The sequence below is a fragment of the Idiomarina solivarensis genome, assembly GCF_033052755.1.
GTDB lineage: Bacteria > Pseudomonadota > Gammaproteobacteria > Enterobacterales > Alteromonadaceae > Idiomarina.
Genome location: NZ_JAVFHZ010000004.1, coordinates 153,744 through 167,628, shown reverse-complemented (window position 1 = coordinate 167,628; position 13,885 = coordinate 153,744). Strand labels below are relative to the sequence as shown.

Genomic DNA, 13,885 nt, shown 5'->3' with positions numbered 1-13,885 from the left:
GATGATTCGTGCGCGAAGTTGGATAAAAGCTCGACTGTTGCTGGTCGCTGTTTTTTTTGTCGGTATTGCGGCGGCCCTTTTCATGCAGCTATCGAATACTCAGTGGAGCAGCAGTCTGGCGGATGCTTTACCTAATGAGGTATCCGACTTACAGCGCAGCTATTTAAACAGCCAGCAGCCGAGTGCGCAGCAACTTTTGCTGGGGTTTGAGTCGACACAATATTCTGAAGCTGAAATCCTGAGTGTTGTGCAGGAGCAATTAAACGTACTGCTCAATGCCGAGCCGACGATCCAACTGGCTGCAATGACAAACCCTAAGGCGGTGCTGTCCTTTTACCAGCAGCAGGCAGGGCGTTTAGCAACCCCCAATGACAGAGAAGCGCTCGCGAGCGTAAACTACGAAAAGCTGATACGCAGCGCAGAAGAAACCTTACAAAGCCCAACCCCTATTCTAATGCCATTGCAGCAGGATCCCTTGTTGTTGACGCAGCGCTTTGTGCAACAGTTACCTGACCTGATGCCGGGGTATAAAAGCCGCGATGGTCTATACACGCGGACGGCTAATGACATCCACCAGGTACTCCTGCCGCTGAGAATTGCCGGTGATGCGTTAAGTGTGACTCAGTCCGGGCAGTCAGTCCGGGTTCTTAATGCCTTTATCGATAAGGTTGGTGCGCAGTTGCCGGGCATTAATGTGTACCGCAGCGGGCTACTTTTTCATTCCGATGCGGCGGCGAAGCAGGCCAAACAAGAAATGACCTGGTTTGGCGGGTTATCGTTACTGCTGGTGTTGCTGTTACTACTCTGGGTGTTTCGCTCCGGGCAGCAGTTATTTTACACGTTGTTGTTGTTGGGAGTGTCTGCAGCCACCGGACTATTGGTCACATTATTGTTAAGTTCCCGGCCCCATGTGCTGATGTTAGTGTTCGCGACCAGCTTTATCGGGTTATGCATTGACTATGTTATTCATGGCTTTATTGCCCGTAGCTATGGAGCCAAGGCCTGGTCAGCATTGAAACCGGCTTTATGGCTAAGCGGTTTAACCACTATTGTCGGGTATTTGTTGCTGTTGCTGTTGCCACTTCCGTTGCTGCAGCAATTGGGCATTTTTATGGCCGCGGCTTTATTCACCGCAATTGTTCTGGTGTTGATGACGTTACCCTGGTTACCGCAGCCTCACGAAGCAACCCCTGGCTGGCAGCAATTTTGCCTTAGTATGACGATGCTTTATCGTCAAATGAGGCAGCCAACTACAACCCAATGGTTGAGCGTGATGTCGCTGACAACAGTGGGGCTGTTGGTCTGGTCTTTTACGGCGAATGACAATATCCGCCTACTGGCCAGTTCCCCGGACTCTTTATTGCAACAGGAAGAGCACCTGCGAAAAACGACCGACTTTTACTTGCAGCCCGATGTTATTCTGGTGGCAGGGGATACTCCTCAGCAAGCACTTGAGCGCACCGGTGAGCTACGTAGCGTTAACGGAAGCATTAGCCTGTATGACTACGTATTGCCTGTATCGACGCAACAAGAACTGCTGCAAAACCAGCAATTATTATTTAAAAGCCAGGCCGGGCAGGACTACCTTCAATGGCTGGGTATTGAGCAACCAGCCTTAGCCAATGACCCGCAACAACATCCATTACAGCACCAGTTTTTGTACCCAACAGACCAGGGTTGGATGAGTGTTGTCCGGCTGAAGCAGCCGTTTAATTCGGAAGATATTAGCGAAAGCCAGGGCCAAGTGGAGCACTTTAACCCTATTGAGCACGCCTCAAATGCGCTGACTGAGTATCGTCACTCCATGCAGTTATGGTTAGTGGCCTTGCTGGTTATTGCTTTGCCCATATTGGCGCTATTTTTACGTTCTCAGCAGGGTAACAGGCAGGGTTTTGAAGCCGCCTGGCAGGTGAGCTGTGTCATGACGTTGTCCGTGTCTACCTCTTTGCTACTAGCGCAGTTGATACAACCTCTGAACCTGTTTCACTTCATTGGAGCCATGTTTGTGCTCGTGCTCAGTATTGATTATGGCGTCTTTTGCGCCGGCCGAATGAGACGTGAACATGCGTTACAGGCAATTTACTTATCTGCTTTCACTACTATGGTAGCTTTTGGCGCGTTAAGCCTCAGTTCAACGCCTGCCATTGCTGCTTTTGGAATTATAGTGCTCATTGGGGTGTTGATGAGCGCTCTGTTCAGCCCGTTGATAATAGAGTCGCCGGATAGCTAAGGAAAGGAATCATGCAGGAATCGGTTTATGATGTCGTCATTATTGGTGCGGGGCCAGCAGGAGCAACTGCCGCGGCAATGCTGGCTAAGGCCGGGAAACGTGTGCTGGTGGTTGAGAAACAGCAGTTTCCCCGATTTTCCATCGGGGAAAGCTTACTGCCGCAATGTATGACTTTTATTGAAGAGGCGGGCTTACTGGATGCCGTGCTGGAGAACGCCGAGCGCTTGGGGTTCCAGTACAAAGCAGGCGCTGCCTTTTATCATAACGGCAATAAAGTCGACTTCGACTTTCGTAAGAAATCCAGCGCTGGTCCGGGCACCACTTATCAGGTAAAACGTGAGCACTTTGATCAACTGCTGGCGCAGGGAGCCGCAGAGAAAGGTGCTGAAATAAGGCATGGCGTCGCTCTGGAGGCCATTGATTTTAGCGACCCTGACGCGGTCAAATTGCATTTATCCAGTGCTGCCGGAGAATATGAAGCAAAGGCACGGTTTGTATTAGACGCCAGTGGCTTTGGACGCGTATTGCCTCGATTATTATCGCTAGAGTCGCCGTCGGATTTCCCGGTGAGACAAGCGGTTTTCTGCCATATAAAATCGGATCTCACCGGCGGAGAGTTTGACCGAACAAAAATTCTTATTACGGTGCATCCAACCTATCCCGACGTCTGGTATTGGCTCATTCCTTTTGCGGATGGCACAGCGAGTATTGGTGTGGTTGGCTCCGCTGACTACTTTGATGAGAATGACAGTGAAAAGGAAGCGTTGTGGAAGCTGGTCGCCGAAGAGCCGTATTTGCTTGAGATACTGGGAGACTACAGGGTCATTCGCGATGAACAGCGCATTACCGGCTATTCGGCCAATGTTAATCGTTTATTCGGGGAGCGTTATGCGCTTTTAGGTAACGCGGGTGAATTCCTGGATCCGGTCTTCTCTTCGGGCGTGACCATTGCAATGCAGTCTTCATCACTTGCTGTACCGCTGGTACTAAAAGAGCTGAATAACCAACCTCAGGACTGGCAGCGCCAATACAGTGACCCCTTACGTGTGGGTATTACAACCTTTCGTACTTTTGTAAAGGGTTGGTATGATACACGCTTTCAGGATGTCATTTTCTATCCAAACCAGCAACAACAGGTGAAAGAGATGATTTGCTCTATTTTGGCGGGTTATGCGTGGGACACGAATAATCCCTATGTTCAAAACAGTGAGCGGCGTTTAAACGTATTGGCGGAGCTATGCGGTTAGTCTCCCCCAAAGGCGTTACTGCGCTATTTCTGATCATGATAGTAGCCGGTTGTCAGTCTTTGGGCGGGCAGTCAGTTCAGGTGCCGGTTGCCGAAGGGCACTATCAGCTGCAGTACAGCTGGCCGAAAGCACCAGTACAGTTATGGCAGAAGGTGGAATGGCAAAAAGGAGAAGAACAGCGCACGTTTATGGTGTCGTCTGTTTTTGAGAGTGATCGCTTACTACTGGTTGCTCTGTCTCCTTTGGGTTACGAATTGTTTCGAAGCGGATTGAGTAACGCCAACGGGCTCACCTTTAAGGGCAGTAAAGTATTTAATGACTCGCGCCTGGCATTGCAGGTTTGGTCGGACTTACAGCTGGCGTTATGGCCACTTAAGAGCATTAACGCGAATTTGACCGGTGCGACTCTGCAAGCCTCTCAGAGTCGTCGTGAGATATGGCATAATGGTCAGTTGTTATGGTCATCCACTAATGAAAACAGGAATTTGCAGCGGGTGATTCAGAATAATCCAATGGGGTATCAATTGACAATAACCACCCTTGAGCACGAGCGATTAAAAACTGATGACAGTAACATTAAGTGAGCCCGGCGCGGTTTGCGCGCTTGGCCATAATTGTGAAACGTTATGGCGGGCGGCGCTCGCTGGGGATCAAGCCGGCCTGAAAGCGTCAGCCTTCGTCACTAATGACGGCACGTCGCTCTTTGCTGGCTCAGTAGCCGACTCAGTGCTGCCCGTTATTGATAGCCTGCCGGAAGCCATGCGCACTCGCAATAATCAGTTGGCCGTGGCAGCGTTAAAACAAATTGAGCAACCACTGCAGGCACTGATCCAGAAGGTAGGCTCTGATCGTGTTGCGGTGGTACTGGGCACCAGTACCTCTGGTATCGCCTCGGGCGAAGAAGCGCTGGCACACGATGAGACAGAGGGTGGCTTACCCGGCTCGTTTTACTATTCAATGCAAGAAATGCTGGCGCCCGCAGAATGCATCGCTACCTTAATGGGTATCACCGGGCCCGTTTACAGTATTTCTACGGCGTGCTCATCCAGTGCACGAACGTTTATGAGCGCACGCTCTTTGTTGCGACTGGGAGTTGTTGACGCGGTTGTGGTGGGTGGTGTTGATTCGCTTTGCCAGCTGACCTTAAACGGCTTTAAAGCGCTTGAGTCTACGTCTGCGGGTCGATGCAACCCCTTCAGTGCGAACCGGGACGGCATTACCATTGGAGAAGCTGCCGGACTTTTTATTGCAACCCGTGCGGAAGATAAGTTGCAAAGCTCGGCAGTGACCTTAACGGGCGCTTGTGCGACCTCAGACGCTCACCACATGTCTGCACCACATCCACAGGGGCGAGGAGCTCTGGGTGCGATGCAGGGCGCATTGGCGGATGCCGGAGTGACGGCTGAGCAACTGAGCTATATTAATTTGCATGGTACGGCCACACCGCTGAACGACCAGATGGAAGCTTATGCGGTGAATGAGCTAGGCGCCGCTAAGGTGCCGGCAAGTTCTACAAAGGCGCTCACGGGCCACACTTTAGGCGCTGCAGGCGCTATCGAAGCGGTATTTTGCTGGCTGGCGCTGGCGAAACAGAACGGATTACCGAAACACGTCTGGGACGGAGTAAAAGATTCTGAGATGGTGGATATTAACTTGTATGAAGGCGGTTTAGCTCACGCTATTGAACATTGTCTAAGCAACTCCTTTGCGTTTGGCGGCAACAATGTGTCTCTCGTTTTTAGTCGGAGGAATCCGCATGGCGCATAATTTAGATGAGCTTATAAAGCACCAGCCCCCAATGCGGCTGATTGATGAACTCTGTTGGGCAGAGCCTGGTAAAGGGCATTGCCAACTGACCGTCAGTAGCGACAACTTGTTTTACAGTGAGCGGTATCAGGGGCTACCAGCCCATGTCGGTATTGAACTCATGGCGCAAAGTATTGCGGCTATTGCTGGCTATCAACATAAAGCAGAAGGCGGAGAAATTAAGTTGGGCTTCTTACTGGGAAGCCGCAAATATCAGTGCGATGTTGACAGCTTTAAACTGGGTGAACAATACGATGTTTTTGTTGAAGAGCTGCATGCGGAGTCTTCAGGACTCAGTGTTTTTGAGTGTGACATTCGACACTGCAGTGAAGTAGTAGCAAAGGCCAGGCTGAACGTTTATCAGCCACCTGATGAAAGTGCTTTTATAGAGGAAAACTATGGTTAAACGTAAGGTTAAACCTATGACTGAACGCGTGCTTGTCACCGGTTCTGGTAAAGGAATTGGTCGGGCAATAGCTCTGCAATTGGCAAAAGACGGTTTTGATTTAGCCATTCACTGTCGTTCCGATAAAGCATCGGCTGAGCAAGTCGTTCAAGAAATTCGCGATTTAGGCCAGCAGGCATCTTTGCTAGTGTTTGATGTAAGCGACCGTGACGCCGCACGAACTGTAATTGAAAACGACATTGCAGACAATGGTGCTTATTACGGCGCGGTTTGTAACGCAGGCATTACCCGCGACGGTGCTTTTCCATCGTTGACCGAAGACGACTGGGACAGTGTGCTGCAAACCAACCTGGGTGGCTTCTATAACGTATTGCACCCACTCATTATGCCCATGATTCAGCAACGTCGTGGCGGCCGCGTGGTCACCATTGCATCGGTTTCCGGTATTGCCGGCAATCGGGGCCAGGTCAATTACAGTGCGTCCAAAGGTGGTGTTATTGCTGCTACAAAAGCGTTGTCGCTGGAATTAGCCAAACGCAAAATTACGGTTAACTGTGTGGCTCCCGGTCTCATCGAAACGGATATGACCGGAGGGCTTGAGCATGAAAAAGAGATTTTATCGATGATCCCCATGCGCCGTGCGGGTAAGCCCGAGGAAGTTGCCGGTTTGGTTGGTTATTTGTTTCAGCCCTCAGCAGCGTACATTACGCGTCAGGTTTTCTCGGTCAATGGTGGGTTGGTGTAATGAAGCGTGTGGTGGTAACAGGCATGGGCTGTTTGACGGCCTTCGGCGATAACTGGGCAAGCTTTCGGGCCCGGCTGGAAAGCGGCAAGAATGCCGTTGTTACTATGCCGGAATGGGAGCGTTTTGAAGGGCTTAACACCCGTCTGGCTGCCCCTATTCAGCCGGCTTTTAAAAAGCCGTCACATTACTCCCGCAAAGCAGTGCGCTCCATGAGTAATGTCAGCTTGATGGCGACCCGAGCGACTGAGCTGGCGTTAACCGATGCCGGGTTGCTGGATCACCCCTGCATTAGCGATGGTAACTGTGGCGTGGCCTATGGCTCTTCGACCGGCGACACTGATCAGATGAAAATTTTTGGCAATATGCTGGAAAACGGCGATATGACCGGGTTGAATGCCACTACGTATATTAAAAGCATGGGCCATACCACTGCTGTGAATTTGGGTGTCTTTTATGGTGTTAAAGGGCGGGTGCATACCACCAGTTCTGCTTGCACGTCGGCCTCTCAAGGCCTGGGGTACGCTTATGAGGCTATTCGTTACGGCCATCAAAAAGTGATGATAGCGGGCGGAGCAGAAGCGTTATGTCCTTCGGAAGCGGTGGTCTTCGACACGTTGTACGCGACCAGTACCTGCAATGATACGCCTGAAAACACCCCCAAGCCGTTTGATAAAAACCGTGATGGACTGGTTATTGGTGAGGGTGCAGGCACCTTTATTCTCGAAGAGCTGGATCATGCGTTAGACCGGGGGGCAACAATATACGCTGAGCTTATTGGTTTTGGCACCAATTCTGATGGCGCTCACGTGACTCAACCTACCGCGGAGACCATGGCGGTGGCGATGCAATTAGCGTTAAAGCAAGCACAGATTGAACCAAACACTGTCGGTTACGTGAATGCGCATGGCACGGCAACCGACAGAGGTGATGTCGCGGAATCGAACGCGACTGCAAGCGTATTTAAACGTGCGGTACCGATCAGTTCTCTGAAAAGTTATCTGGGTCATACTTTGGGTGCTTGCGGCACGATTGAAGCCTGGGCCAGCATTAATATGATGCGGGAGAACCGTTTCGCGCCGACATTGAATCTGACTGAGGTTGACCCGGAATGTGGTGATCTGGACTACATTACCGGGCAAGCGCGTGAACTGAATACAGACTATGTCATGACCAATAATTTTGCCTTTGGCGGCATAAACACGTCATTGATTTTTAAACGTTGGAATCACTCTAAATAATAAGGAAATAAGAAATGAAAAAGCTGTTTATTACTGCTGCCGTGTTACTAAGTTCAATGTTGTCACTGCAAGTTGAAGCGCGCGATGACCTGTTAACTCTGGAATTAAAGCCGGTTATGGAAAGCAGTAAAGCGAAAGAGGCACTGCTGGATGTGCCGGTTTACTTTGCCGGTCAGTCACACCCGGAAGTGACTGACTCAATGGGTGTTGTGACCACCAGCCGTAAAACCAACGCGTTAAATAAGTCGGACCGTGAAGCCTGTGAGTGGGTATTATTGTCTGCACTTAAAGTGTTGCAAGACAGTGCTCGTGATAACGGTTACGATGCTGTCATCAATATTAAATCGAACTATGAACATAATGAATTCAGTAGTGCTGAAGAATTTCAGTGTGGCGCAGGCTTTCTAATGGCAGGTGTCGCCTTAAAAGGTGAAGTAGTTAAGTTCAAATAAGGATAATAACAATGAAATATCTACTGGGAGCGGTAGCCGTCAGTTTGCTGACCGCCTGCTCACAAAATGTTAAAACAGAACAAGAGGCGAATACGCAATCTATGTCGTATCCGGAAACGCGTAAAGGTGATGTGACTGATACTTATTTTGGTACTGAAGTAGCAGACCCGTATCGCTGGTTAGAAGATGATCGCAGCGAAGAGACCGAAAACTGGGTTGAAGCGCAGAATGAAGTCACTTTTGCACATCTTGAGTCCATTCCTTATCGCGAGAAGATAGAAAAGCGTCTGACCGAATTATGGAACTACGAAAAAATCAGCGCACCGTTTAAAGAGGGTGACTACACCTACTTTTACAAAAACGACGGTTTGCAGGATCAGTACGTAGTGTACCGTAAAAAAGGTGATGAAGAGCCGGAAGTGTTTCTGGATCCTAATACGTTTAGTGAAGACGGCACCACTTCGCTGGCACAGCTGACTTTTTCTGATGATGGGTCGTTAGCGGCGTATTCAATCTCAGAAGGGGGTAGCGACTGGCGTAAAATCATTGTGATTGATGCCGAAACCAAGGAGCGTTTAGAAGATCCTTTAGTGGATGTGAAGTTTAGCGGCATTTCCTGGGTGGGTAACGAAGGCTTTTATTACTCTAGCTATGATAAGCCAGAGGGCAGTGAGCTGTCGGCTAAAACGGACCAGCATAAACTGTATTACCACGAGCTGGGCACCGACCAGTCTGAAGATAAGTTAGTGTTTGGCGGAACTGAGGCTGAGAAGCATCGCTACGTTGGTGGTTATGTCACCGATGACGACCGTTACCTGGTGATTTCAGCGGCAAACTCAACTTCTGGTAATAAACTTTTTATAAAAGACCTGACCGATGAAGACAGTGAGCTGGTTACTATTCTTGACCACACCGATTCTGACACTCGTGTACTGGATAACGATGGTTCAAAACTTTACTTGGTGACCAACTTAGATGCGCCAAATCAGCGTGTTGTGACGGTCGATGCCGGCAACCCAACTCCTGACAACTGGCAGGACTTTATTGCCGAAACTGAGAACGTGTTGAGTGTCTCAACGGGCGCGGGTTACATCTTTGCCGAGTATATGGTGGATGCGGTATCTAAGGTAGAGCAGTATGGCTACAACGGCGATATGGTGCGCGAAGTGCAGTTGCCCGGAGTAGGAAGTATTGGCGGCTTTTCTGGTAAAAAGAAAGCAGAAGATCTGTATTACACCTTTACTAACTACAGTACGCCATCAACGATTTATCAATTCGACCCGGATACCGGTAGCTCGGAAGTGTACGCTAAGTCGGGTGCCGATTTTGATTCTGAAAACTATGAATCAAAGCAGGTGTTCTACACCTCGAAAGACGGCACTAAAGTGCCCATGATCATCACCTACAAAAAGGGCACTAAGCTTGATGGCTCAAACCCAACCATTCTATATGGTTATGGTGGTTTCAATATTAGCCTGACACCATCGTTCAGTATCGCTAATGCCGCTTGGTTAGAAATGGGTGGTGTTTATGCGGTTGCTAACCTTCGTGGTGGTGGTGAGTACGGTAAAGACTGGCATAAAGCCGGCACTAAGATGCAAAAGCAGAACGTTTTTGATGACTTTATTGCCGCGGCTGAGTACTTGATTGATAAAGACTATACGTCACCGGAGCGGTTGGCCATTCGTGGCGGCTCGAATGGTGGTTTGTTGGTGGGTGCAGTAATGACTCAACGACCAGAGCTGTTTGCGGTTGCTTTACCTGCAGTGGGTGTTCTGGACATGCTGCGCTATCACACCTTCACTGCTGGCGCTGGCTGGGCATATGACTACGGCACAGCGAACGACAGCAAAGAAATGTTTGAATACTTGCTCGGCTATTCGCCAGTTCACAACGTGAAAGAAGGCGTTGCTTATCCGGCTACTCTGATCACTACCGGTGACCACGATGACCGTGTAGTGCCTGCGCATTCCTTTAAGTTTGCTGCGCAGCTTCAGGACAAAGCCGGGGGGAATAATCCTCAGCTTATCCGTATTGAAACCAACGCAGGGCATGGTGCGGGTACGCCCGTCTCAAAAACCATTGAGCAGTATTCCGATATCTTCGGCTTCACCCTGTATCACATGGGGTTTGAACAACTTCCCGAATAATCTCTGAAACGCAAAGGCTTTGCTATTGACTGGCTAGCCTTTGCGTGATTTTTCAGCAACTTTTTTCTCTTCCTGTTAATCTATATCCCCTTCGTTTCTCGTAATGAGAGCATTGCGTTAAAAGGATCGAATAATGACGAGCGACTTTAATATTATGTGGGCCGTGGCAGCTGTGATTGTCGTACTGTTGCTCATTGCGTCAGTGCGTATTGTGCCTCAACAAAACGTTTACCTGATCGAGTTATTTGGGCGCTATCGTCGGATGCTGGCTCCGGGCCTTAACTTTATTATTCCGCTTATTGAGCAAGTGGCTCATAAGCAATCAATGAGAACGCGTCAGCTTGACGTGGACGTGGAAACAAAGACAAATGATAATGTATTCGTCGTTGTCAGGGTTTCCGTGCAGTATCGAGTTAGCAATGAAGAAGCGGTTTATAATGCGTTTTATCAGCTGGAAAACCCCGAGTGGCAGATGCAGTCTTATGTATTTGATACGGTGCGCGCTCAAATTCCAAAGCAAAACCTGGACGCCGTTTTCGATAATAAAGATTCAATTTCCAAGGATGTTAAAGCTCAATTGCGAGATACCATGGAAGAGTATGGATTCGAAATTATCGCCTCATTGGTCACTGATATTGACCCAGATCAGTCAGTTAAAGATTCGATGAATCAAATTAATGCAGCGGAACGCGAGCGTCGCGCGGCCGAGCACAAGGCTGAAGCCGAGAAGATTATGCTAGTGAAGCAGGCCGAAGCGGATAAAGAATCTAAAATCTTGCAAGGTCAGGGTATCGCGGGTCAACGCTTAGCTATTGCCGAAGGCTTACGCGATTCCATTGCTATGGTCACCGATCAAGCAAATGATATAACCTCGAAAGATGTTATAGATTTGCTGAAGTTTACTAACTATGTCGATGTATTGGGCTCATTTGACACGGCCGGCAGTAAAGTCATTATGTTGCCGCAGCCGACAGGCCAGCTGGATTCATTATCATCCGATATTCTGAGTGCGATGGAAGCTGCTAAAGACAGTAAAAAAGATGCGTGAAACCTTTCCGTTACTGGCGGCTCAACCAATTTACGATCGCAAGAACCGATTTTATGCGGTTGAACTGCTTTATCGTAGTGCATTGAATTTGACGGCCGAAACCGTTGGAGACACGGCTGCGACCAGTGAAGTGGTCTTTAACCTGTGCGCCGGCATAACCACTCAGACAGAGCAGTACGATGCCACCGCGTTTATCAATGTGTCTACTGACTTTCTGATTTCTCAAAGCTTCCTGCCGATAGAACCCGACAAGGTGGTTATTGAGTTAGTCGAGCGCATTAAGCCGACCAGAGCAGTGATTAATGCGGTTGCGCGCTGGTACGAGAAAGGCTTTAGGTTTGCACTGGACGACTTCGAGTTCGACCCTGCCTGGGAACCTTTGCTGAAATATGCGTCATACATCAAAGTGGACGTATCGACCTTAACCCTGGAGCAGGCTAAAGCCTTTAAGCAAAAGCTGAGCGGATTCAAAGGGAAATGGTTGGCGGAGCGTGTCGAGGACGAAGTCACTAAGGACGCTTATGAGGCTTTGGGCTTTGAGTTGTTTCAAGGTTATTACTTTGCAAAACCAAAAGTGATTTACGGTACACGGCTGGAACCGTCTTCGTTGCAACTGGCCAAGGTGTTGTCCCTGTGTTTTGAAGATGAGCCAGACCTAACCGAACTGTCGAACGTGATATCGGAAGACCCTAAGCTCTCCGTCAGTTTACTGAAAATAGTGAACAGCCCGTTATACCCCACCGCAAGTCCTATCACCCGGGTTAAAGACGTCATTATGCGGTTGGGTATCGAGAAGCTCCGCCGGTGGATAGCGCTAATTGGCTCGGTATCGGCCAGTAGCCCTGAGGCGTCGCGTATGGTCTTAGTGCGGGCGCAAATGTGTTACGAACTGGCAAGAAGGCAGAACTCTCCTGATTTGGATCCGGATCAATGCTATTTCGTTGGTTTACTTTCTGGTATCGATATTATGTTAGGCGTGGATAAAGCGTGCTTTTTTGAAAAATTACCGTTGTCTGAAGAAACTAAAGCGGCGGTTGATAACTGTGCGGGTCCAATGGGAAGGTGCTTAAATATTGCGCTTAAACTGGAGCGGTTTATACAGATGAAAGAGCGGCTCGATAAAATTGAACCGCGTTTATTGGGCACTTACAACACCGTTTCCACTGATGTGCAGGAGCTGTTTAATACTCTCTAAGGTTGGGCTTGACGGGCTTTTGCTAGTTGCTGAACTTTCGCGACTATCGCTCGTAAACCATTGCCGCGGGTGGGTGTAATATGGTTTTCTAAATCCAGCTGAGCAAAGTAGTTATCGATATCAAACGCGAGTATCTGCTCCGGTGTTTTGTCATGGTAAGCGGCCATGACCAGCGTTAATAGACCCTGAACAATCACCGCGTCGCTATCCACATGCAGCAATAGCTTTCCGTCTTTTTCTTCACTAATAAGCCATACGTTACTTTGGCAACCCCGCACCAGATACTCATCTTTGTGCTGACTTTCCGGTAGGCCAGGCAGAGCTTTACCTAAATCAATGATGTATTGGTAGCGTTGCTCCCAATCGTCTAAGAACTCTAAATCATCAATGATTTCATCCGTACTGGGTAAATTCATGCTGGCAATAACCTTCAGTTGCTAATTAAAACGATAACTAATATTAAAAGAAAACACCGGCTTCAAGTTGAGCTTCTTCGCTCATCATGTCGCGCGACCAGGGGGGGTCAAAAACCAAATCAACGTTCACGTTTTTAACGTGAGGCACTAAAGAAACACGATACTCAACATCACCGACTAATACTGGTCCCATGCCACAGCCTGGAGCAGTAAGCGTCATATCAATAGTCACGACATGAGAGTCCTGATCAATCTCCACTTTGTAGATAAGCCCGAGCGACACTAGATTAATTGGAATTTCCGGATCGTAGATGGTTTCTAATGCATCCCAAACTTGCTGCTCAGAGATCTGCCCATCCGTCGGTGCTTCAAAGTCGAGCTTTTCCGGTTTACGGCCGATGGCATCAGCGTCAGTACCGTCAATGCGCAGCATATTCCCCTGAAAAGTAACCGTATAATTACCACCTAAATCCTGGGTGATATTAACAAACTCACCTTTAGGAATAACTTTGGGTTCACCCGTTGGTACGCGGCGCGCTTTAACTTCACGGGTGGTAGACACCATTTTCTGCTGCATAATCTAAAGTTCCGTTACTGCACGTTGAAGCTTTCGCCGCAACCACACTCATTGACAACATTCGGGTTGTTAAATTTTACAACGCCGTTGATCCCTTCTTTTACGTAATCAATTTCGGTATTACGCACCAGTTCGAGTGCATTAGGGGCAATCGCGACTTTGATATTGTCATTGATATCGACAACTTCATCGCCGTCTTCTATCGCGTCGACTGAATCAAGCACATAGGCATAGCCTGTGCAGCCACTTTGTTTAGTGGACAGACGAATGAGTTTGCCCGCTTCGCTTTGTAAGCGTGACTCAAAGTAACGCACGGCACTTTCTGTCATCGAGATTAACGATGAAGATGATGGTACAAATGTTTCTACAGACATG

At 48.8% G+C, this 13,885-nt stretch carries 14 protein-coding genes; 11 read left to right on the top strand and 3 right to left on the bottom strand.

Annotated elements, in window-relative coordinates:
• The first annotated feature begins 1 nt into the window (after position 1).
• From RBK99_RS08350 to RBK99_RS08300, 11 genes are all read left to right on the top strand, one after another.
• Complete coding sequence (locus RBK99_RS08350; protein ID WP_317504145.1) at positions 2-2,230, top strand: MMPL family transporter; 2,229 nt, start codon at positions 2-4, stop codon at positions 2,228-2,230.
• 11 nt (positions 2,231-2,241) lie between these two features.
• Positions 2,242-3,477: an NAD(P)/FAD-dependent oxidoreductase gene (locus RBK99_RS08345; RefSeq protein WP_317504144.1), complete on the top strand. Its 1,236-nt coding sequence runs from the start codon at positions 2,242-2,244 to the stop codon at positions 3,475-3,477.
• Positions 3,468-4,061 (top strand): DUF3261 domain-containing protein, encoded by a 594-nt coding sequence (locus tag RBK99_RS08340; protein WP_317504143.1) that lies wholly within the window; start codon positions 3,468-3,470, stop codon positions 4,059-4,061. Before RBK99_RS08345 ends, RBK99_RS08340 begins: the two co-directional genes overlap by 10 nt.
• Entirely contained in the window at positions 4,042-5,244 is a 1,203-nt protein-coding gene (locus tag RBK99_RS08335) for a beta-ketoacyl-ACP synthase (RefSeq protein ID WP_317504142.1), read from the top strand. Before RBK99_RS08340 ends, RBK99_RS08335 begins: the two co-directional genes overlap by 20 nt.
• Positions 5,234-5,689 carry a hotdog family protein gene (locus RBK99_RS08330; protein ID WP_317504141.1) on the top strand — a complete coding sequence of 152 codons (456 nt, stop codon included), beginning with the start codon at positions 5,234-5,236 and terminating at the stop codon, positions 5,687-5,689. The genes RBK99_RS08335 and RBK99_RS08330 overlap by 11 nt, the downstream gene beginning before the upstream one ends.
• 16 nt (positions 5,690-5,705) lie before the next feature.
• Positions 5,706-6,434, top strand: a complete 729-nt coding sequence (gene fabG / locus RBK99_RS08325) for a 3-oxoacyl-ACP reductase FabG (protein WP_317504290.1) — start codon at positions 5,706-5,708, stop codon at positions 6,432-6,434.
• Positions 6,434-7,672: a beta-ketoacyl-ACP synthase gene (locus RBK99_RS08320; protein WP_317504140.1), complete on the top strand. Its 1,239-nt coding sequence runs from the start codon at positions 6,434-6,436 to the stop codon at positions 7,670-7,672. Before fabG ends, RBK99_RS08320 begins: the two co-directional genes overlap by 1 nt.
• A 14-nt stretch (positions 7,673-7,686) precedes the next feature.
• Positions 7,687-8,124 carry an excinuclease ABC subunit A gene (locus tag RBK99_RS08315; RefSeq protein ID WP_317504139.1) on the top strand — a complete coding sequence of 146 codons (438 nt, stop codon included), beginning with the start codon at positions 7,687-7,689 and terminating at the stop codon, positions 8,122-8,124.
• 11 nt (positions 8,125-8,135) lie between these two features.
• Entirely contained in the window at positions 8,136-10,274 is a 2,139-nt protein-coding gene (locus RBK99_RS08310) for a prolyl oligopeptidase family serine peptidase (RefSeq protein ID WP_317504138.1), read from the top strand.
• Between the two features lie 133 nt (positions 10,275-10,407).
• Positions 10,408-11,322: an SPFH domain-containing protein gene (locus tag RBK99_RS08305; RefSeq protein ID WP_317504137.1), complete on the top strand. Its 915-nt coding sequence runs from the start codon at positions 10,408-10,410 to the stop codon at positions 11,320-11,322.
• Entirely contained in the window at positions 11,315-12,517 is a 1,203-nt protein-coding gene (locus tag RBK99_RS08300; RefSeq protein WP_317504136.1) for an EAL and HDOD domain-containing protein, read from the top strand. The genes RBK99_RS08305 and RBK99_RS08300 overlap by 8 nt, the downstream gene beginning before the upstream one ends.
• On the opposite strand, the gene RBK99_RS08295 is transcribed toward RBK99_RS08300, so the two are convergent.
• The 3 genes from RBK99_RS08295 to RBK99_RS08285 are packed head-to-tail and all read right to left on the bottom strand — an operon-like array spanning position 12,514 to position 13,884.
• The gene (locus RBK99_RS08295) at positions 12,514-12,933 is read right to left on the bottom strand and encodes a SufE family protein (protein ID WP_317504135.1); all 420 of its coding nucleotides are present in this window, start codon (positions 12,931-12,933) and stop codon (positions 12,514-12,516) included. The two genes, RBK99_RS08300 and RBK99_RS08295, sit on opposite strands and share 4 nt — an antisense overlap.
• Before the next feature lie 43 nt (positions 12,934-12,976).
• Positions 12,977-13,510, bottom strand: coding sequence for a putative Fe-S cluster assembly protein SufT (sufT, locus tag RBK99_RS08290; protein ID WP_317504134.1), 534 nt, complete (start codon positions 13,508-13,510; stop codon positions 12,977-12,979).
• Positions 13,511-13,524: 14 nt separating this feature from the next.
• The gene (locus tag RBK99_RS08285) at positions 13,525-13,884 is read right to left on the bottom strand and encodes a HesB/IscA family protein (RefSeq protein WP_317504133.1); all 360 of its coding nucleotides are present in this window, start codon (positions 13,882-13,884) and stop codon (positions 13,525-13,527) included.
• Position 13,885 lies beyond the last annotated feature (1 nt).